This window comes from Accumulibacter sp., assembly GCF_029255145.1.
GTDB lineage: Bacteria > Pseudomonadota > Gammaproteobacteria > Burkholderiales > Rhodocyclaceae > Accumulibacter.
In genome coordinates this window covers 116,449-136,449 of the sequence record NZ_JAPUVQ010000148.1, presented here as the reverse complement: position 1 = coordinate 136,449, position 20,001 = coordinate 116,449, and the positions used below count along the sequence as shown (strand labels likewise).

The window sequence follows — 20,001 nt, the reverse complement described above, 5'->3', positions numbered from 1 at the left end:
GTTGATCACCATCCTTCCGATGATCAACCCACACCTCACTCCACCCGCAATTTCTTTCCCTCAGGCTCATTCCTGGCTGGAAATACACCCCTCGTTCAGGCTCATACCACGTTGGACAAGGCTCTCCCTTGCCAACCAAGCCGTTCTGGCGTCTAATCGGCAGGCATTGCCAGCGGGACGACTCGCGGTCCCGAACGCCCTGCCCCGACGCTGACGTCATTCGCCGCCGGTCGGCATACCAGAAGGAACACGACATGTTTTCGCCGGAATGGTGGCACTGGATGGTGCTCGGGCTGGCCCTGACGATGGCCGAGATCGCCATCCCCGCTTTCTTTGTGGTCTGGTTCGGGATCGGTGCGGCCGGCGTCGGGGTGGTGCTGTTGCTGGCACCCGGGCTCGCGCTGTCGGCCCAGTTCCTGCTCTGGGCCGCCTTCTCGGCCGCACTGGTCTGGGTCTGGTTCCGCCACCTCCAACCGCGAACGGTGACCACCGTTGGCACCTCGGCGGCGAAGGTGGCCGGTGAAGTCGGCGTGCTGGTAGCCGACATCACCCCCGACAGCCGTGGTCAGGTCCGTTTTCAGAAGCCGATTCTTGGCGCCGATGCCTGGGAGGCTTACGCCGATACGACGATCGCCGCCGGCGAACGGGTGCGCATCGTCGCCGTCGAAGGCAGCTACGTCAAAGTGGAGAAAGCACGATGATCAGCAATATCAACGGCTTCACCGTCTTTTCGATCGTCCTGTTCGTTTTCGTCCTGGTCAGCGTCGCCAATGGCGTGCGGATCGTTCCGCAGGGCGAAGAGTGGATCGTCCAGCGCCTCGGCAAATACCGTACCACCCTGCTGCCGGGACTGCGGTTCACGATTCCCTACGTCGACGTCATCTCGTACAAGGTGACCACCAAGGACATCATTCTCGACGTGCAGGAGCAGGAGGTGATCACCCGCGACAACGCGGTGATCGTGGTCAACGCGATTGCCTTCATCAAGGTCACCGACCCGGTGAAAGCGGTGTACGGCGTCGAGGATTACGCCGAAGGCATTCGCAACATGATCATGACCACCCTGCGCTCGATCGTCGGCGACATGGAACTCGACCAGGCGCTGTCGTCGCGCGACATGATCAAGGCGCGCCTGAAAGCCGGTGTCGCCGACGAGGCGCTGGACTGGGGCCTGACCGTCAAGTCGGTCGAGATCCAGGACATCAAGCCTTCGCCGTCGATGCAGCGCGCGATGGAGCTTCAGGCGTCGGCCGAGCGCGAGCGCAAGGCAATGGTCACCCGTGCCGAAGGGGAAAAACAGTCGATGATCCTGACCGCCGAAGCGCGCCTGGAATCGGCCAAGCGCGACGCGGTGGCGCAGGTCACCCTCGCCGAGGCCTCGTCGCAGGCGATCAGGAAGGTCAACAGCGCTTTTGGCGACAACGAACTGCCGATGCTCTACCTGCTCGGCGAGAAGTACATCAGCAGTCTGGGCAGGATCGCTGAATCCGACAACGCCAAACTGGTGCTCCTGCCTGCTGACCTGCAAAGCACCTTGCGGGGGTTATTCCAGCGGGTCAACAAGACCGGCCAGGCCTAGCCCGGGCCCGACCGAGAGAGGCAATAGGCAATGAGCGCAGGCTGGATCGTTTTTGGCGTCTGTATCGTCTTTGTCCTCGGCGCCGCGTTGCCGCTGATCCGCGATCGGGGCGCCGGCAGGACGCCGCCCTTGCCGCGCAAGGAAACCCTGCACGACTGGCGCAACGAAAAGCGGGAAGAGTAGCCCAGTAGCCCGGGGCCCGGAAATCAGTCCACGCGTGGACTATCCATCCGCCGCGCCGGGACCTTCGGCCAGCTGTTGCCGATCAGTCCGCAGCGCGCCGCAAGGTCGGCCGCGTCGTCGAGCATACTGGCCCGGCGCGAACGGATTCCGGGCCAGGCCAGCGGATCGACCCCGAATCCCAGACCGTACGGATTGCCCCGCAAGGTGCCGTAAATCTCCATGCGCAACGTCTGACGCGACGACGGCGTACGCGCGTGAAAGCCGTGTGTGTCCGCCACCACCAGCGTATTGGCCGGCACCGCGACCTTCATCGCCGGCCCCAGACCGAGGCCTTCGAGGTCTTCAGGCGGCATCCTGAACGATCCGCGCGCGTGGTAGACGTTCCCGGACGACGCTGCGTGCAGCGACTGCTGGTACTCCCACGCCCGCATCCGCTCGGTCAGCCGGTGCGATCCCGGCACGTAGGCGAAAGGCCCGTCATCCTCACCGACATCCTGCAGGAACAGCCAGGCCTTGGCGATCGAATGAAAGGTGTCCCGGTGCAACACTGTCTGCGGATCCTGCCCGCCACGGTCCGGATCGACGATGATGATCTGCAGGTACATCAGCGGCACCGCGTCGTGCGCCGCGACATAGCGCATCAGCCGATCCAGGCGTGGATCATTGGCGGCGGCGACACAGTGCGGCAACTGCCCGGCATCGGCGAGGTCGAGTGTTACCCGCCGGGTGACCGCGCGACCCTGGCGCATCTGACGCACTTGCGAAACATGCGCCGACGCCTCGGCGCGCGCCCGCGCAAACAGCTCGGCCGGCAGGAAGTCGCGCTTGACCACGAAACCGTCGCGCGCATAGGCGGCACGATCGTCGGCGGACAGCGACTCTGCCCAGCGTGCCCGACGGGCCCAGGCGGTCCGGTCTGCCAGGGCGACGCGCTGCCGATGCAGGCCCCACTGGTTGAGCCGCTGCGAGCCAATCAGCGGGTTGTGCACAAAGGACTTGGTCTTGCCCGCCAGGGCCAGCAGGTGCCATGGCATTTTCAGTACGTCGATGGCTTTCATGCCAGGCGCAGCGCCTCGCGGATCTCGGTCAGGACGCCGTCCAGGTCGGCGTGCTGGTTTTCCGCGAGCGCCGGAAACCCCGGCCAACCCGGGTCCAGCCACTCCCGACCGGCGAACTGGCGAACGCCCTCGTAGCGGGGGATGACGTGAAAATGGACATGGTGATCGACCATCATCAGCATCAGATAATTGATGATCTGGTCGCCGAAAGCCTCCTTGACGGCCTTCTCCATGGCCCCGACCAGTTCGGCCAACTCGCTCATCTCGACGGCCGTGACGTCTGAAAAACGGGCTGCATGGCGATTCAGCGACAACACCCCGGCACCGAGGGTCGGCTGGGCGGGCCTTACCGACCACGACCAGGCCGGTGTCGCGGCGACCAGCAGTTGGTCCACCTGAAACTTGGTGCGAAATTCGGCCAGCATTCTGGACTCGTCCATCTCTGTTCTCCCATCGAAGGTACAGCAGTCGCCCGCGCGAGCGAACTGCCGGCGCAGCAGCGCGGTGGCTTGTGGCAAGATGACACCCGGTGAAGGTAGCACAACTGCGCCGCCGATTGGCCGCCGCCGCTGGCTTCTTCCGGGCGGGCAGCAGCAATACGGTAAGATTGGTGAAAAGGCGGAAAGCTCCAGGGAAAAGACGAAATGACCGACGCCGCACTGACCGACGCCGCCCGCATTCTCGACGGCAGCCCGGTCCCAACCTTCGTCATCGACGCCAGCAAGGTCGTCGTCTATTGGAATGGCGCTCTGGCGCGCATGTCCGGCGTCCCGGCAGCGGAAGTGCTCGGCACGCAGCAGCAGTGGCGAGCCTTTTATCCGGAACCACGGCCGGTGTTGGCCGACCTGGTGGTAGAAGGCGCCGCGCGCAGCGTGATCGAGGAATTCTATCGCGGCAAGTACCGTCCGGCGGCCCATTGCCCGGGTGGCTGGGAAGCCGAGGATTTTTTCCCGACCTTTGGTCGGCAGGGGCGTTGGCTGGCCTTCTCCGCGGCGCCGATCGCAAACGCGCAGGGCAGCATCGTCGGTTGCGTCGAGACCCTGCAGGACATCAGCGGGCGCAAGGAAGCCGAGATCTCCCGCCGAGAAGCCGTACGCCAGCTCGGCGAGATGGTCGCCGGCAGCCCGGTCGCCACCTTCGTCCTCGACGCGCAGTGCCGGGTCACCCACTGGAACCGAGCCTGCGAAGCGCTGACCGGTTTCTCGGCGGCGGAAATGATCGGCAAAAGTGAAACATGGCGCGCTTTCTACCGCCATGAAACACGGCGCGGAGTGCTCGCCGAGATGATCGTGCGCGGAGCGCCCGGGGAAGAAGTCGCCGACCGCTACGCCGACCGCGCCAGGCCTTCGGCGCTGGTGGCCAATGCCTTCGAAGCACGCGATTTCTTCCCGGGCTTCGGGCCGCGCGGCAAGTGGCTGCATTTCATGGCCGCGCCGCTGCACGATATCCACGGCAAGGTGGTTGGCGCCATCGAAACCCTGGTCGATCTGGGCGAAGCATTGCCGGCGGCAAACTCGAACGCCCTGCTCTGAGGGGCACGCATCGATGGCACAGTATCGAACGCCGCTGCAGCCCTTTCTCGCACCCGTCGGCGCGGTCCTCTTCGGCGCCAGCCAGGAGCCTGGCAGCCTGGGCCACGGGCTGCTGCTCAACCTGCGCAGTGGCGCGCTGGCCAGGCGGCTGCATATCGTCTCGGAAAGGCACTCCGAGATCGATGGCATCGCCTGCCATCGATCGCTGTCACAGATTCAGGCACCGCTCTCGCTGGCGCTGATCGCCACCCCGGCGCCAACCGTTCCCGAAATCGTCGACCACTGCGGGCGCCGCGGCATCCATGCCGCGGTCGTTTTCTCCGGCGGCCTGCGGCCGACCACCGCCGCTGGCGCACGACTCAGAGAGCTGGCCGCGCGCCACAACGTCCGCCTCTTCGGCCCGCAGGCGCTGGGTTACATCGTGCCGCATGCCGGCCTCAACCTGACTCCGGTCACGCAAGCGGTTCCCGCCGGCAACCTGGCGCTGGTCTCGCAATCCGCCGCCGTGTGCGCCAACATCCTCGACTGGAGCCACAACGACGAATTCGGCTTTTCGGCCATTTTTGCGCCAGGCGAGTCCGACGACCTGGAATTGCCTGCCATACTCGACTACCTGGCCGGCGACCCGCACACCGAAAGCATCCTGCTCTACCTCGAAGGCCTGCGCGACGCGCGCGGCTTCCTGACTTCGGTGCGTGCGGCCGCCAGCATCAAGCCGGTGATCGCGGTCAAGGCCGGCAAGAGCGCGACGTCGGCACGCATTGCCGAAGCACATAGTGGCGTCCGGGTCGACCGCGACGACGCTTTCGACGCCGCGCTGCGCCGCGCCGGCGTTCTCCGGGTCCGCGCTCTCGGCGACATGTTCTCGGCCGCCCGCGCGCTGACCACGCCCCGCAAGCCGCGCAGCAATCGCCTGGCGATCGTCAGCAACGGCGGCGGGCCGGCGGTGATGGCCCTCGACCAGGCAGAACAGCTGGCGATTACCCTGGCGCAGCTCGCCCCGCCAACCGAGGACCGCCTGCGCCAGCTGGTGCCGGGCAGCTGGTCGGCCGGCAACCCGGTCGATGTGCTGTTCGACACCGGTCCGAAACGCTTTGTCGAGGCCATCACCACCTGTCTCGACGACCCCGGCGTCGACGCTGTCCTGGCCATCCTGACGCCCAATGTCTATGTCGATCCACTGGCCGTCGCGCGAGCCACGATCGGTGCTGTCGAGCAGGCCGTCAAACCGGTGTTCACCTGCTGGCTGGGCGAAGTGCATGCACGCAGCTCGCGAGCCGCTTTCGCCAGGGCCCGCTTCCCGACTTTCCGGACGCCGGAAAACGCTGTTTCGGCTTTTGCCTTCATGGTGAACTGGGTCCGCAATCAGGCAATGCTGCTCGAAATGCCGCCGGCCCTCTCCTCGTACGTCGCTCCCGATGTCGCTGCGGCACGCGCAATCATCGACGGCGCGCTCGCCGAGCGGCGGCTGGCGCTGACGCTGCCCGAAGCAAAAGGGGTCCTGGCGGCCTTCCACATCCCGGTATCGCAAACGGTGCTGGCGACCTCGCCGACCGCAGCGGTGCATATCGCCGACCGCCTGGGCTATCCGCTGGCGATGAAGCCGGCGCTGGCCGCGGGTACGCCGAAGGCCGCGGGCAGCGTTCGCCTGCAACTGCGCTCGGCGCCGGAGGTGGCGCTTGCTTTCCGCGAATTGACCGCCGCGGGCCACACACCGGACGGGGTGCTGATCGAACCGCAGGTGTCCAAGCCAGAAGGCCGCTGGCTGGCCATTGGCATTCGCCAGGACCGCCTGTTCGGTCCGGTCATCTCGCTATCCGAAAGCGGCATCGCGCCGGTGATCTACGACGCCCGCGCGGTCGCCCTGCCGCCCCTGAACACCCGCCTGATCGACGCTTTGCTCGACACGCCGTACGTCGCCCGACTGCTCGGCGCGGTACCAGGCAAGCCGGCGGTGGCCGCAGAACCGCTGCGCCGGATCCTGCTGCGAACTTCGGAAATGGCCAGCGAACTGCCCTGGCTGCACAGCCTGGAGATCAGTTCGCTGATCGCCGACAGCGCCGGCGCGGTCGCGGTCGACGTCGCCATCGCCGTCCAGCCGCTGCCTGAGGAACGAGAGCGCTACGGCCATATGGCGATCTGCCCCTACCCGGCGCAGCTTGAATCGGAGGCCACGCTCAAGGACGGCAGCCGCTGCACGCTGCGCCCGATCCGTCCGGAGGACACCGCGGCGCTGCAGGACTTCGTGCGTCATCTGTCGGCGCACAGCAAGCGCCTGCGCTTCTTTTCGGCCCTCAGCGAACTACCCATGCACCAGCTGGCCCGCTACGCCCACATCGACTACGGGCGCGACATGGTGATCGTCGCCACCGGCGAACGCGACGGGAACGCGGTGGTTCTCGGCGAAGCGCGCTACTCGATCCTGCCCGACGGCAAGAGCGGCGAGTTCGCCGTGGTGATCGCCGACGAGATGGTCGGCAAGGGCCTCGGGGCACGCCTGCTGAACCGCCTGGTCGATGCCGCGCGCGAGCACGGCCTGTCGCTCCTGCGCGGCGAAGTACTGGCAAGCAACGAGCCGACGCTCCGGCTGCTGGAAGCGCTGGGTTTCACGGTCAATCTGACCGACGACCACACGCTCGTCGAGGTCAGTCAGCGGTTGGGCTAGCACACCTGCTGACGCACGCCATCTGCGCCGCGCGCGCTCGGGGCGTTGGTGCACAGTGATGACCGACTCGTGGCAAACTGGTGGCGAACTCGCTCACGGTGCTGGCGCCCGCCAGCACCTCACCAATCCCGGGAGGTAAAACGATGATCAGGTACGGCTTTGTCGCATCGGGCGGCGGCTATCGGAGCTTCTACACCGAGGGCGTGCTGGTATGGCTGAAGCGCAACGAACTGCCGGTGGTGCATATCGCCTCGACCAGCTCGGGCAACAATATCGTCATCGACTACCTGCTCTGGGACTGGCAGGCCGAGGAACTGCCGCCGGTCCTGACCCGCACGCTGAGACTGAACGTCACCGACGTCTTCCACATTCTTTCGAACTTCCTCGGCCTGCGCCCGAAGTTGCTGCCCACCGGCACCCACCTGTTCAGCGTCGACAAGGACAGCTGCCGCAAGTCGCTGCTGCTCGACGACCCGGCGCGCCGGGCGCTCCTCGCCGGGCACCTTGAGACGCTGCGCTGGGACATCCGGGCGACCAACCTCAGCAAGCGGCAAGGACACTTCTTCAAGGTCAACGAGATCCTCCGGACGATCGACGATGCCAGCCTGGACGTGTTCATGGACGCCTTCCTCGCCGGCATCACCACCATCCCCTATTTCAAGGCGATCACCATCGACGGCGACTACTTCATCGAGGGCGGTTACCTGGACAACACGCCGCTGCGCACGCTGTTCGAGGACGACGAGGTGGACGAGATCATTGCCGTCGACTTCACCGACTACGACTATCACCGCGAACTCGAAAAGCTCTACAACTCGAGCACTTTCAGCCTGCCATTCACCAGCATCGACACCCACCTGCTGGTCAGCGACCTGCAACTGTCGCTGCCCAACGCCCGGGTGTTCGCCCAGGCGACGCTGATCAACGCGATGCTCAAGACGATGAACAGGAAGACCGCCGAGATCGACGGCAAGCGCTACTACGCCAAGCCGCTGCACGTGCTGCGCCCGAAAGACCTCGAGAGCATGACCATTTCCCTGAAGGACAGCAGCGCCCAGAAACGCTATTTCGAACTCGGCCTGCAGCAAGCGGCGACGCTGTTCCGGGCGCCTTGACGGCAGCCGGGGCTCAGCGCCGGCTGCCGATCGCCAGGCTGAGACCCGATGCGCCGATCACCAGCATGCCGGCCATCGCCGGCGCGTCGGGGAACTGGTCGAACACCAGCCAGCCGAGCAGTGTCGCCCAGAGCAGCTGGCTGTAGACCAGCGGCGCCAGCAGCGACGCCGGAGTTTCGCGAAAGGCGCGGATCAGCAGAAAATGGCCAACGCCGCCATAGACTCCCAGCGAGACGATCAGCAGGACCTGCCCCGGCGTTGGCCAGGCGCCGTGCCAATGCAAGGGCAGCGCCGGCGACATCGCCAGCGTGCCGAGCAAGGCGGTGTAGAACAGCAGCCGCATCGGATGCTCGGTGGCCGCCAGCTTGCGGGTGAGAATCTGGTAGGCGGCATAGCTCAGCGCGGCCCCGAGCGCGTAGAAGACGCCGGCGCCGGCCAGGCTGCCGCCGGGTCGCGCGATCAGCAGCACGCCGGCAAAACCGGCGACCGTCGCCAGCCAGGTGCGCAGCCGCACCTGCTCGCCGAGCAGCGGCGCGGCGAGCAGGGCCACCAGCAGCGGCGCGACGAAGATCAGCGCCGTCGTTTCAGCCAGCGGCATGGACTTCAGCGCCAGTTGTCCGAGCAGCGTCACGGCGACCAGCGTCAGACCGCGCAAACCCATCAGCCACGGCCGCTCGGTGGCAATGATCCGCCGCCCCATGCTCGGGGCAACGGCGACCAGCATGATCAGCAGGTGCACCAGGTAGCGCGCCCAGACCAGCAGCGGCACCGCCAGGAAGGCGCTGAGGTATTTTGCGGTGGCATCCAGCGCGGCGAACAGCAGCAGTGCGGTCAGGAACAGCAGCGCGCCGTGCAGCCGAAGCGGCACGGCGCCCTGGCTAGCGACCATGCGCGATCCAGCGATTGAGACACGAGCGCGCGCTGTCGATGATCTCGCCGGCGGTCAGCCCGACCGGGCCCTGGCCAGTGGCAACGCACGCGTCGGCGGCGGTACCGTGCAGGTGCACGCCGGCCAGCAGCGCCTCCAGCGCCGGCCAGCCCTGCGCCAGCAAGGCGACGATCAGCCCGCTGAGCACGTCGCCGGTACCCGCCGAAGCGAGGCCGGGGTTGCCGGTGGTATTCACGAAGCAGCGCCCGTCGGGCGTCGCGACGATACTGCCGCAGCCCTTGACGACCACCAGCGCCTGGTAGCGGGCGGCAATCGCCAGCGCCGCGGCGGCGCGGTCGGCTTGCACCTGCACGGTGTCGCAAGCGAGCAGCCGCGCGGCCTCGGCCGGGTGCGGCGTCAGCAGCGTCGCGACGCCGCGCGCCGCGCGCCCGCCGACCGCCTCCTGCAGTTGGCGATGGCTGGCCAGCAGGTTCAGCGCGTCGGCGTCGAGCAGCAGCGGCATGGCCAGCGTGCACGCCTGTTCGAGCAGCGCCAGCGCCCGCTCGCCGCCCGCCATCCCCGGGCCGCAGGCGAGTGCGGTCAAGACCGCGGTCAGTAGCTCCTCGGGCTGGCGCAGCATCAGTTCGGGCTGCAGCGGATCGACCTGCGGCGCCTGCGCATCGATCAGGCCAAGATAGACGCGACCGCTGCCGAGCCGAAGTGCGGCGCGCCCGGCCAGGAAGGCGGCGCCGACCATGCTGCTCGCGCCACCGAGGATGCCGGCGCTGCCGTTGCTGCCCTTGTGGGTGTTCCTGGCACGTGCGCGCAAACAACCGGCAAACAGGTCGCTGCCGATGCTGCGGGCTGTCGCCGGCGCCAGACGCTCGGCGTCGAGGTCGAGCGCCGCCACCGCGATGCTGCCGCAGTGATCCGGGCCGTCAGCCGTGTAGAGCCCCGGCTTGGCGGCGATGAAGGTCAGCGTGTGCGTAGCGCGAATCGTCACCCCGCACAGCTTGCCGGTGTCGGCGTCGAGCCCGCTCGGGCAGTCGAGCGCCAGCAAGGGACAGTGGTCGCGGACCGCGAGCGCGTTGGCCGCCGCCACCAGCTCGGCGTGGCGCCCGGCAATCGGCCGCTGCAGGCCGATGCCGAACAGGCCGTCGATGATCAGCGACCAGCGCGGCCCGGTCGGGATGCTCTCCAGCGCGCTGCCGCCGTCGCCATCGAAAGCCCGGTACGCCGCCGCGGCGTCCTTGGGCAGGCCGCTGGCGGCACCAGCGAACACCACGCTGACCGCGAAGCCGCGCTGGCGCAAGTGGCGCGCGGCGACGAAGGCGTCACCGCCGTTGTTGCCTGGGCCGGCGAGGATCAGCACCGCACCGCCCTGAAAACGGCAGAGCTCGGTGCCCAGATCGGCCGCGGCGAGCCCGGCACGCTGCATCAGCGGCTGTTCGGCGGCAAGCGATTCGATTTGCCGCAGGTCGGCGGCGCGGTAGAGTGGTTCGGAGCGGATTGGGGTGTTCATCGCCGGAGTCTAGCCCAGAAGAGGATGGAAGACGTGCCGGGCGGTGAGCACCGTCCGGCTGTGGATGCTGACCGTATCGTCGATCTGGCGCGCGTAGCCGCCGGCCATCGCGATCGCCACCGGCACACCCCGGCGGCGACATGCGGCGAGGACCATTTGGTCGCGCGCGGCGAGGCCGTCGAAGCTCAGCGCCAGGCGCCCGAGGCGGTCGTCGTGGTAGGGATCGGCGCCGGCCAGGTAGATCACCAGTTCCGGGCGGCTGTCGCCGAAGATCTGTTCGAGCGCCGCCGCCAGGTGCCGCAGGTAGACCTCGTCGCCGGTACCATCGGGCAGTTCGATATCGAGATCGCTGGTCGCCTTGGCGAACGGGAAGTTGCGCGCACCGTGCATCGAAAAGGTGAAGATGCTCGCGTCGCCGGAACAGATGCTGGCCGTGCCATTGCCCTGGTGGACGTCGCAATCGACCACCGCCACGCGCTCCACCAGGCCCTCGGCCTGCAACACGCGCGCCGCCACCGCCGCGTCGTTGAAGACGCAGAAGCCCTCGCCGTGGGCGGCGTGCGCGTGGTGCGTGCCACCGGCCAGATTGACCGCGCAGCCTTCGTGCAGCGCCACCCGGCAAGCGGCGATGGTCGCCCCGGCCGAGCGCCGCGAACGCTCGACCATCGCCGGGCTCCACGGAAAGCCGATGCGCCGGATCTCGGCGGCGCTCAGCTCGCCGTCGCCGACCCGGGCCACGTAGCTGGCCTCGTGGGCGCGGCAGAGCTGTTCGGTGCTCGCAGCTGCCGGGGTCCGGAAATCGCTCTCGCCGAATTCCCCCGAGGCCTGCAAGCGCTCGCGCAGACGGGCGTACTTCGCCATCGGGAAGCGGTGACCGGCGGGCAGCGGCAGGACGAAAACATCGGTATAGAACAGTTTCACGGGCAGTCAAGCGAGGATTTCGAAGCGATTCTAGCCCAGTTGCCGGGGCGCCGGAGGCTCCGCCCGGCGCCTCCGGCCCAGCGGACCCGCTGCCGAGGCACCGCCCGGGCGGCCGCGGAGACCGGCGGCGCAGCGCCGCGGTCGGCTATAATCGCGCCTGCCGCCAGCCATCTCCTTCCATGCAGCTTTGCCTGCCCCTCTTTCAGCGCGCCATGGCCGACATCCTTCTTCTCCGCGGGGCTCCCGCGTTCTCGTCCTTCCGCCTGCAAGGCCTGCAGCAACGCGTCGCGGCCGCCGTCCCGAGAGCGCGCATCGCCGCCGCCGAATACTGGCACTTTGCCGCCACGCGCCGCGCGCTGAGCGATGCCGAGCGCCGGCAACTGGCGGTGCTGTTCGAAGAACGCCCCGCAGAAGCTAGCGCCGGCAGCGGCAAGCTGTTCCTGGTCACACCGCGACTCGGGACCATCTCGCCATGGTCGTCGAAGGCGACCGAAATCGCCTGGAACAGCGGCCTGGCAGCGATCGAACGCATCGAGCGCGGCATCGCCTACCGGATCGACGCCGGCAAGCGCCCGTTGGCGGCGACCGAACTGGAAGAAGTCGCGGCGCTGCTCCACGACCGCATGCTGGAAACCGTGCTCGAAGACTTCGCGCAGGCCGCCGAGCTGTTCCGCCACTTTGCGCCGCAGCCCCTGGCCAGCGTCGACCTGCTGGCCGGCGGCCGCGCCGCGCTGGCCGAAGCCAACCAGCGACTGGGGCTGGCCCTGTCCGACGACGAAGTCGATTACCTCGTCGCGCTGTTCGTCGAGGCGCAGCGCAATCCCACCGACGTTGAACTGATGATGTTCGCGCAGGCCAACTCCGAGCACTGCCGGCACAAGATCTTCAACGCCTCGTGGGTGATCGACGGGCAGCCGCGCAGCGAAACGCTGTTCGGAATGATCCGCGAGACGCACCAGGCGCACCCGGCGGGAACGATCGTCGCCTACGCCGACAACTCCTCGGTGATCGAGGGCGCCAGCGTGCCGCTGTTCCATGCCGGTCCCGATGGCCGCTATGGCTACCAGCAAACGCCGACGCACATCCTCGCCAAGGTCGAGACGCACAACCACCCGACCGCGATTTCGCCGTTTCCGGGCGCAGCCACCGGCTCCGGCGGCGAGATTCGCGATGAAGGCGCCACCGGGCGCGGCTCGAAGCCGAAGGCCGGCCTGTGCGGTTTCACGGTCTCCAATCTCAACATTCCGGATGCTGCACAGCCTTGGGAAGCCGCCACCGCCGGCTACGGCCGGCCGGCACGGATCGCTTCGCCACTGGCGATCATGCTCGAAGGGCCGATCGGCGCGGCCGCCTTCAACAACGAGTTCGGCCGCCCGAACCTGGCGGGGTACTTCCGCACCTACGAGCAGCTCACCGGTAGCGCTGGCGAAGAGCTGCTGCGCGGCTACCACAAGCCGATCATGATCGCCGGCGGCGTCGGCAGCATCGCCGCCAGTCAGGCGTTCAAGGCCAGCACCCTGCCCGCCGGCACGCTGCTGATCCAGATCGGCGGCCCGGGAATGCTGATCGGACTGGGCGGCGGCGCCGCCAGTTCGATGAGCACCGGCAGCAACTCCGAGGATCGTGACTTCGCGTCGGTGCAGCGCGGCAACCCGGAAATCCAGCGGCGCGCGCAGGAAGTCATCGACCGCTGCTGGCAGATGGGTTCGCCTGCCGGCGACGGCAACCCGATTCTGTCAATACACGACGTCGGCGCCGGCGGCATCGCCAACGCGCTGCCTGAGCTCGCGCACGGCGCCGGCTGCGGCGCGCGTTTCGAGCTGCGCGCGGTGAATATCGAAGAGCCGGGAATGTCGCCGGCCGAGATCTGGTGCAACGAAGCGCAGGAACGCTACGTGCTGGCCATTGCACCCGGCCGCCTGCCCGAATTCACCGCGCTGTGCGAACGCGAGCGCTGCCCGTTCGCGGTCGTTGGAGCGACCACCGGCGACCAGCGGCTGGTCGTCACCGACCGCCACTTCGGCAACGACCCGGTCGACATGGACATGGAAGCGCTGCTCGGCAAACCGCCGCGGATGACCCGCACGGCCACGCATCTGCCGCCGCTGACCGTGCCTTTCGACCCCACGACGGTCGAACTCAGGGAAGCGGCGTTTCGCGTCCTGCGCTTGCCGTCGGTCGCCGACAAGACTTTCCTGATCACCATCGGCGACCGCTCGGTCGGCGGCCTGACCGCGCGCGACCAGATGGTCGGACCGTGGCAGGTGCCGTGCGCCGACGTGGCGGTAACGCTGATGGCGTTCGACGGCTACCTCGGCGAAGCCTTCGCGATCGGCGAACGCACACCGCTGGCGGTGCTCGACGGACCCGCCTCCGGGCGGATGGCGATCGGCGAGGCGCTGACCAATATCGCCGCCGCTGGCATCGCGACGCTCGGCGACGTCAAGTTGTCGGCCAACTGGATGGCCGCCGCCGGTTTCCGCGGCGAGGACGCGTGCCTGTTCGACACCGTCCGCGCGGTCTCCGACCTCTGCCAGCAGATCGGCGTGGCGATCCCGGTCGGCAAGGATTCGCTGTCGATGCGGACCGCCTGGCAGGAGAACAGCGGCGCGCAGCGAGGCGTGCCGAAGCAGGTGGTCTCGCCGCTGTCGCTGATCGTCACCGCTTTCGCGCGCGTGCAGGACGCGCGCCGGACGCTGACCCCGCAACTGGTGCTCGACGCCGGCGAAACCGACCTGCTGCTGATCGACCTCGGTGACGGCCGCAACCGCCTCGGCGGTTCGGCGCTGGCGCAGGTGTTCAACGCCACCGGCAGCGAGCCGCCGGACGTCGACGATCCGGCGCGGCTGGCGGCCTTGTTCACCGCCATACGACAACTGGCGAGCGACAATCTGTTGCTCGCCTACCACGACCGCTCCGACGGGGGCCTCTTCGCGACCATTTGCGAGATGGCTTTCGCGGCCCATTGCGGCGTTTCGATCGACACCGACGGCCTCTGCTACGACCCGCTGAGCAACGACGTCGACGGCAACGAGAAGCGGCCCGACCTGCTCGCCGGCCGCTCCTTCGAGCTGTTGATGCGCGCCCTGTTCAGCGAGGAACTCGGCGCTGTGGTCCAGATTCGCCGCGCCGAGCGCGGCCGGGTGATGACCGTCTTGCGCGCCGCCGGGCTGGGCAGGTGCACGCAGTTCATCGGCACCCCCAACCGCTGGGACCAGATCCGGATCATCCGCAATGCCAGGGCGGTACTCGGCGTGCCGCGCGTCGAGTTGCAGCGCGCCTGGTCGGAGACCAGTTTCCGGATGCAGCAACTGCGCGACAACCCGGAATGCGCGCAACAGGAGTACGACCGGATTGTCGACCCCACCGACAGCGGCCTGTCGGTAACGCTCAGTTTCGACCCGAGCGATGATGTCGCCGCGCCAATGCTCAACACCGGCGCCCGCCCGCGCGTCGCGATCCTGCGCGAACAGGGCGTCAACGGCCATGTCGAGATGGCTGCGGCCTTCGATCGCGCCGGTTTTGCCGCCATCGACGTGCACATGAGCGACATCCTCGCTGGTCGCGTGGCGCTCGCCGACTTCACCGGCGCCGTCGCCTGCGGCGGCTTCTCGTACGGCGACGTGCTCGGCGCCGGCCAGGGCTGGGCCAGGACGATCCTCTTCAACGAGCGCGCGCGGGACAGTTTCTCGGCTTTCTTCGCGCGCCCCGACACCTTCGCCCTGGGCGTCTGCAATGGCTGCCAGATGATGAGTGCGCTGCACGAAATGATCCCCGGCGCCGACGCCTGGCCGCGCTTCGAGCGCAACCGGGTCGAGCAGTTCGAAGCGCGCCTGTCGATGGTCGAGGTGCCGGCGTCGCCGTCGATCTTCTTTGCCGGCATGGCCGGCAGCCGCCTGCCGGTGGTCGTCTCGCACGGCGAGGGCCGCGCAGTCTTCGCCTCGGCCACGCAGCAGGCACGCGCGCTGGTCGCCATGCGCTACATCGACCATGCCGGCCAGCCGAGCGAGGTCTACCCGTACAATCCCAACGGTTCGCCGGCCGGGATCACTGCGGTGACCACCGTCGACGGCCGTTTCTCGATCATGATGCCGCACCCGGAGCGCGTCTTCCGCAGCGTCCAGATGTCCTGGCACCCGGCCGACTGGGAGGCGCGCGGCTGGCACGACTCGCCGTGGCTGCGGATCTTTCGCAACGCGCGGCGCTGGGTGGGTTGAACCACTGCCCAGGCGGGCGACGGCCGCTCGCTTCGCACCCGGCACCCGCAAAAAAAAAGACGCCAGCTGAGCCGGCGCCTTTTCGCCTGGCAACCGCTGGCTGCCTGGGCTGGTGAGCCGCTGGTGGCCTACTCGACCTTTGCCTTCGCGCGCAGATCGCTCACCAGTTTCTGGATCTGCTCCTGCTGCAGGCGCTGCGACAACTGCTGCTTGACCTGGTCGAAAGCTGGCGGGGTCAGCGGGCGGCTGTCCTCGAGCAGGATCACGTGATAGCCGAAATCGGTCTTGACCGGTGTTTCCGTGTACTTGCCCTTGCCCAGCCCGGTGACCGCATCGCCGAAGGGCTTGACGAAACTGGCGGTGCTGGTCCAGCCGAGGTCACCGCCTTTTTCACGCGAACCGGGGTCCTTGGACTGCTTGGCCAGATCTTCGAACTTGGCACCCTTCTTGAGGTTGACGATGATCAGCTTGGCGTCGTCTTCCTTCTCGACCAGAATATGGCGCAGCTTGTACTCGGTGCTGCCCATCTGCGCCTTGAGCCGATCATACGCGGCCTTGACCTGCTCTTCGCTGATCGGATGCTTCTTGACGTAGTCCTGGACGAAGGCCCGGATGAAGATCGCCTGCCGCGCCAGATCGGCCTGCGCGGCAACGTCGGGATTCTTGTCGAGACCCATCTTCTTCGCCTGCTGGACCAGCAATTCGCGGCGGATCAGCTCTTCGCGGATGGCATTCTTCAGTTCCGGCGTGTCGGCCGCGCCCTGCGCCTCCTGTTCGGCGAGGAAGGCGTTGGCGACGGTCTGCGAGATGGCAACGCCGTTCACGGTCGCCAGGGTGCCGGTCTTGCCCTTTTCGGCGGCGACCGCGGGCAGCGAGATCACTGCGCCGAGCAGCAGCGCGCTGGCCAGCTTGGAGAGTTTGTGCATGTCTTTCTTTCCTTCAGGTGGGATGGGATGGAACGGGGTAATGCGCTGCCTTGATCAGGAGCCGGTCGAAGCGGTCGCGGTGACTTCCTCGGGGCTCAGCGCCTGGATGCTCAGGGCGTGAATCCGGCCGCTCATCAGTTCGCCGAGTGCTTCGTGAACCATGCGGTGGCGGACCAGACGTTTCTGGCCGGCAAACTCCGGCGAGACGATCAGCAGCCGATAATGACCGCCGCCCCCCTTGGCGCCTTGATGACCAGCGTGCCGCGCCGAATCGTCGATCAGTTCCAGGCGAACCGGCGCCAGGACGGCGAGTCGCTGGCGGATGATCGCCTCGCGGTCGGCGGCAAGAGCGGCGCCTTGCGCATCGCTCACGCCGGCAGAGCTTTCTTGAACGGCTTGACGGTGACCGCCTGGTAGACCCCGGCGGCGACGTAGGGGTCGGCGTCGGCCCACGCCTGCGCCGCCGCGAGTGACGCGAACTCGGCGACGATCAGGCTGCCCGAGAAACCGGCCGGTCCGGGGTCAGGGGAATCGATCGCCGGGAAGGGGCCGGCCAGCAGCAGGCGACCCTCGTCCTGCAGGGCCTTCAGCCGCCCGACGTGCGCCGGCCGGGCGGCGAGACGATCGGCCAGCGACTCCGGACGGTCTTCGCCGACGATGGCGTAAAGCATCATTTCTTCTCCTCCATGTATTTCGATAGCAGCACCCCTTGCACGAGGACAAAGACCAGCATCAGCCCGGTGGCGCCGAAGAGCTTGAAGTTGACCCAGTCGTCGGTGGAAAAGTTGAGCGCCACCACCAGATTGGCGACCCCCATCAACAGAAAGAAGCCGATCCATGACCAGTTGAGCCTGCTCCAGGCGACCTCCGGCAATTCCATCTGCTCGGCCAGCAAGGTGCGGATCAGGTTCTTTTTCATGAACAGCATGCCGCCCAGCAGCACCGCGGCAAACGCCCAGTAGAGAATCGTCGGCTTCCACTTGATGAACGCTTCATCGTGCAGGATCAGGGTCATCCCGCCGAAGACGGTGATCACCACCAGACTGACCCAGAGCATGGTATCGATCTTGCGGCCGCGAAACCACAGCCAGCCGATCTGCGCGAAACTGGCGGCGATCGCCACCCCGGTCGCGACATAGATGTCCGCCGCCTTGTAGGCGATAAAGAAAAGGATGACAGGGAAGAGATCGAAGAGAAACTTCATGGCCGATGCCGCCAAAATATCCGCTGATTATTGCCGATTTGACCGCCTGCTGTCCATGCTCCGTCGCATTCTGGCGGTCTCGATGGCTTCGCAAGCGGCGGCGCCGCTGGCTGCAGGCATTTTGTCGTTGCCCTGATGCCCAAAGGCCAAACGCCAGTAGATCCGGGCGCATCTTTCAAAGCGGGGCCCCACTCGGGGCAAAATCGGGTAGCCTTGGCGGCCCCGAACCGCTTTCCCGCCGATGTTCGCCCAGCAGTCCCGTCTGATTGTCGCGCACGCGACGCCGATCCTGATCGCGCAGCTGGCGTCGATGGGGATGATGATCATCGACACCGCCCTGCTTGGCCACTACGGGACCGATGATCTGGCGGCGGTAGCGGTCGGCGGCGGCATCTACATCTCGGTGCTCTTCGCCCTGGCCGGCATTCTGCAGGCGATCGCACCGACCGTCGCCCACCTGCAGGGCGCCGGCCGGCAGGCGGAGATCGCCGCCGCGCTGCAGCAAGCGTGGTGGCTGGCGCTGCTGCTGGCGGCGCCGGGGGTCTATATTCTCTTGCACCCGGCGCCGCTGTTCGCGCTGTCGCGGATCGACCCGGCGGTCGAGGACAAGGCCCGCGACTACCTGGCGATGCTCGCCATCGGCATGCCGGCGGTGCTCTTCTACCGGACCTTCCATGCCTTCTGCAATGCCCTGGGCAGACCACGGCCGCTGCTGCTGATCAGCCTCGGCAGTACGCTGCTGCACGGTCTGCTGGCGTGGTCGCTGGTCACCGGACAGTGGGGCGGCGAAGCCCTCGGTGTCCGCGGCTGCGGCGTGTCGAATGCCGCTGTCAGCTGGTTCTCGATGCTCTGCGCCAGCGGCTACCTGTGCTTCGCCAGGGCCTTGCAGCCTTACCGCCTGCTCGCCGGCTGGCAGCTGCCGCGGCGCCGGCCGCTGGGCGCACTGCTGCGCCTTGGCCTGCCGATGGGCTTCTCCAACTTCGTCGAGATTTCCTCGTTCACGCTGATGGCGCTGTTCGTCGCGCAACTTGGCGCGACGGTCGTCGCCGGCCACCGCATCGTCGCCAACCTGGCGGCAATCTGCTACATGTTGCCGCTGGCGCTGGCCATCGCCACCCTGGCGCAGGTCGGCCAGGCTGCTGGCGCGCGTGACTGGCGACGGGCCGAGTGCTCGGTCGGCGCCGGCCTGCTGCTGGCCGGCGCCCTCTCGACGCTGCTCGGCGTGTTGCTGTGGCTGATCGCCGCGCCGCTGACGGCGGCCTACACCGATGACCCGGCGGTACAGGCGGTGGCGCTGACGCTGGTCGGCTACGTCGCCCTGTACCAGCTTTTCGACGCCGTGCAGACGATCGCCGCGCACGCACTGCGAGGCTACAAGATTACCTTCGTGCCGATGCTGGTACACCTCGTCTGCTTCTGGGGCATCGGCCTGTTCGGCGGCTGGTGGCTGGCCTTTCACGCCCGCCAGCCGATGGGCGCCGCCGGCTTCTGGCTGGCCTCGCTGCTCGGACTGGTGCTCGCCTCGTTGCTGCTCGGCGAGGTATTGCGGCGCGCCGTGCAGGCACTGGAGCAGTAGCCAACGCCCACGCCGCGGGATCGCCATCGCCGGGGTCCGGCCAGCCGCCAGCACCTGGCGAAATGGGAGCGACCCTCAAGTTCTGCTGCGATGAGCCGCTACCCTGAATGGAGCACGTCATCGAGACGTGCATTCCTCGTCGTGTCGACCATCCCTTTGGAATCCTGCTCATGTACACGCAATCAATTGCCCGTCTGGCGGCGATCCTCGCGCTGACCGTAGCGCCAGTGCTGGCTGCCGACTACAAACCCGATACGCCGACCGCCGTCAAGGGAGCCACGATCATCACCGTTGACCAGGCCAAGGAACTGCTCGACAGCAAGGCCGCGACCTTCTTCGACATGCGCAACCCGCTCAACTTTGGCAAAGGTCACCTGCCCGGCGCCCGCCTGATCGCCTACAAGGAAAAGAGCGAGTTCAAGCCGGACTTCGATGCCACGCTCGACACCTTCGACCTCGCCAAGCTGCCCACCGACAAGGGCGCCAGGATCGTTATTTACAGCGATGGGCCGAAGGGGTGGAAGTCGTACAAGGCAACCGTCCTGGCCACCAGGGCGGGTTACCGGAACGTGCTCTGGATGCGTGACGGCTTCGCCGTCTGGACCGCCACCGGCCTGCCCGTCGAACAATAGCCG

The 20,001-nt window shown here is 67.4% G+C and carries 19 protein-coding genes; 10 read left to right on the top strand and 9 right to left on the bottom strand.

The window, feature by feature from the left end; genetic code table 11:
* Positions 1-254: 254 nt before the first annotated feature.
* From Q1L50_RS19385 to Q1L50_RS19375, 3 genes are read left to right on the top strand one after another with little or no spacing between them, the layout of a single operon-like run.
* Positions 255-701, top strand: a complete 447-nt coding sequence (locus tag Q1L50_RS19385; protein ID WP_300341939.1) for an NfeD family protein — start codon at positions 255-257, stop codon at positions 699-701.
* Complete coding sequence (locus Q1L50_RS19380) at positions 698-1,579, top strand: SPFH domain-containing protein (RefSeq protein ID WP_300341937.1); 882 nt, start codon at positions 698-700, stop codon at positions 1,577-1,579. Before Q1L50_RS19385 ends, Q1L50_RS19380 begins: the two co-directional genes overlap by 4 nt.
* A 30-nt stretch (positions 1,580-1,609) precedes the next feature.
* Positions 1,610-1,762 carry a hypothetical protein gene (locus tag Q1L50_RS19375; RefSeq protein WP_300341935.1) on the top strand — a complete coding sequence of 51 codons (153 nt, stop codon included), beginning with the start codon at positions 1,610-1,612 and terminating at the stop codon, positions 1,760-1,762.
* A gap of 23 nt (positions 1,763-1,785) precedes the next feature.
* Here the strand turns inward: Q1L50_RS19375 and Q1L50_RS19370 are convergent, their stop codons facing one another.
* Together Q1L50_RS19370 and Q1L50_RS19365 are read right to left on the bottom strand one after the other, a co-directional pair.
* A complete protein-coding gene (locus tag Q1L50_RS19370; RefSeq protein WP_300341934.1) occupies positions 1,786-2,820 on the bottom strand; it encodes a phytanoyl-CoA dioxygenase family protein in 1,035 nt (344 codons plus the stop codon).
* The gene (locus Q1L50_RS19365; RefSeq protein ID WP_300341932.1) at positions 2,817-3,260 is read right to left on the bottom strand and encodes an HIT family protein; all 444 of its coding nucleotides are present in this window, start codon (positions 3,258-3,260) and stop codon (positions 2,817-2,819) included. Before Q1L50_RS19365 ends, Q1L50_RS19370 begins: the two co-directional genes overlap by 4 nt.
* Before the next feature lie 204 nt (positions 3,261-3,464).
* On the opposite strand from Q1L50_RS19365, the gene Q1L50_RS19360 reads away from it, so the two are divergent.
* From Q1L50_RS19360 to Q1L50_RS19350, 3 genes are all read left to right on the top strand, one after another.
* Positions 3,465-4,352, top strand: coding sequence for a PAS domain-containing protein (locus Q1L50_RS19360; RefSeq protein WP_300341930.1), 888 nt, complete (start codon positions 3,465-3,467; stop codon positions 4,350-4,352).
* Between the two features lie 13 nt (positions 4,353-4,365).
* Complete coding sequence (locus tag Q1L50_RS19355; protein ID WP_300341928.1) at positions 4,366-7,017, top strand: bifunctional acetate--CoA ligase family protein/GNAT family N-acetyltransferase; 2,652 nt, start codon at positions 4,366-4,368, stop codon at positions 7,015-7,017.
* A gap of 143 nt (positions 7,018-7,160) precedes the next feature.
* Entirely contained in the window at positions 7,161-8,132 is a 972-nt protein-coding gene (locus tag Q1L50_RS19350; RefSeq protein ID WP_300341927.1) for a patatin-like phospholipase family protein, read from the top strand.
* A 13-nt stretch (positions 8,133-8,145) separates the two neighbouring features.
* On the opposite strand, the gene Q1L50_RS19345 is transcribed toward Q1L50_RS19350, so the two are convergent.
* From Q1L50_RS19345 to Q1L50_RS19335, 3 genes are read right to left on the bottom strand one after another with little or no spacing between them, the layout of a single operon-like run.
* Positions 8,146-9,021, bottom strand: a complete 876-nt coding sequence (locus Q1L50_RS19345; RefSeq protein ID WP_300341925.1) for a DMT family transporter — start codon at positions 9,019-9,021, stop codon at positions 8,146-8,148.
* Positions 9,011-10,522, bottom strand: a complete 1,512-nt coding sequence (locus Q1L50_RS19340; protein WP_300341923.1) for an NAD(P)H-hydrate dehydratase — start codon at positions 10,520-10,522, stop codon at positions 9,011-9,013. The genes Q1L50_RS19345 and Q1L50_RS19340 overlap by 11 nt, the downstream gene beginning before the upstream one ends.
* A 9-nt stretch (positions 10,523-10,531) precedes the next feature.
* Positions 10,532-11,443: a histone deacetylase gene (locus Q1L50_RS19335; RefSeq protein WP_300341922.1), complete on the bottom strand. Its 912-nt coding sequence runs from the start codon at positions 11,441-11,443 to the stop codon at positions 10,532-10,534.
* Positions 11,444-11,655: 212 nt separating this feature from the next.
* On the opposite strand from Q1L50_RS19335, the gene purL reads away from it, so the two are divergent.
* Positions 11,656-15,660, top strand: a complete 4,005-nt coding sequence (gene purL, locus Q1L50_RS19330; RefSeq protein ID WP_300341920.1) for a phosphoribosylformylglycinamidine synthase — start codon at positions 11,656-11,658, stop codon at positions 15,658-15,660.
* 128 nt (positions 15,661-15,788) lie between these two features.
* On the opposite strand, the gene Q1L50_RS19325 is transcribed toward purL, so the two are convergent.
* Genes Q1L50_RS19325 through Q1L50_RS19310 form a run of 4 tightly spaced genes read right to left on the bottom strand, consistent with a single transcriptional unit; the run spans position 15,789 to position 17,790 of the window.
* On the bottom strand, positions 15,789-16,586 hold the full coding sequence (locus Q1L50_RS19325) for a peptidyl-prolyl cis-trans isomerase (RefSeq protein ID WP_300341918.1): 798 nt from the start codon (positions 16,584-16,586) through the stop codon (positions 15,789-15,791).
* A gap of 54 nt (positions 16,587-16,640) precedes the next feature.
* On the bottom strand, positions 16,641-16,958 hold the full coding sequence (locus Q1L50_RS19320) for a BolA family protein (protein ID WP_300341916.1): 318 nt from the start codon (positions 16,956-16,958) through the stop codon (positions 16,641-16,643).
* A complete protein-coding gene (locus tag Q1L50_RS19315; protein WP_300341943.1) occupies positions 16,955-17,257 on the bottom strand; it encodes a YciI family protein in 303 nt (100 codons plus the stop codon). Before Q1L50_RS19315 ends, Q1L50_RS19320 begins: the two co-directional genes overlap by 4 nt.
* Positions 17,257-17,790, bottom strand: coding sequence for a septation protein A (locus Q1L50_RS19310; protein ID WP_300341914.1), 534 nt, complete (start codon positions 17,788-17,790; stop codon positions 17,257-17,259). The genes Q1L50_RS19315 and Q1L50_RS19310 overlap by 1 nt, the downstream gene beginning before the upstream one ends.
* Here Q1L50_RS19310 and Q1L50_RS19305 point away from each other — a divergent pair.
* The 3 genes from Q1L50_RS19305 to Q1L50_RS19295 all read left to right on the top strand — a co-directional run bounded on the left by Q1L50_RS19305 (position 17,789) and on the right by Q1L50_RS19295 (position 19,998).
* Positions 17,789-17,926 carry a hypothetical protein gene (locus tag Q1L50_RS19305; protein WP_300341912.1) on the top strand — a complete coding sequence of 46 codons (138 nt, stop codon included), beginning with the start codon at positions 17,789-17,791 and terminating at the stop codon, positions 17,924-17,926. The genes Q1L50_RS19310 and Q1L50_RS19305 overlap by 2 nt on opposite strands.
* A gap of 105 nt (positions 17,927-18,031) precedes the next feature.
* Positions 18,032-19,366: an MATE family efflux transporter gene (locus Q1L50_RS19300; protein ID WP_300341911.1), complete on the top strand. Its 1,335-nt coding sequence runs from the start codon at positions 18,032-18,034 to the stop codon at positions 19,364-19,366.
* A gap of 170 nt (positions 19,367-19,536) precedes the next feature.
* Positions 19,537-19,998 carry a rhodanese-like domain-containing protein gene (locus Q1L50_RS19295; protein WP_300341909.1) on the top strand — a complete coding sequence of 154 codons (462 nt, stop codon included), beginning with the start codon at positions 19,537-19,539 and terminating at the stop codon, positions 19,996-19,998.
* Positions 19,999-20,001: the final 3 nt, after the last annotated feature.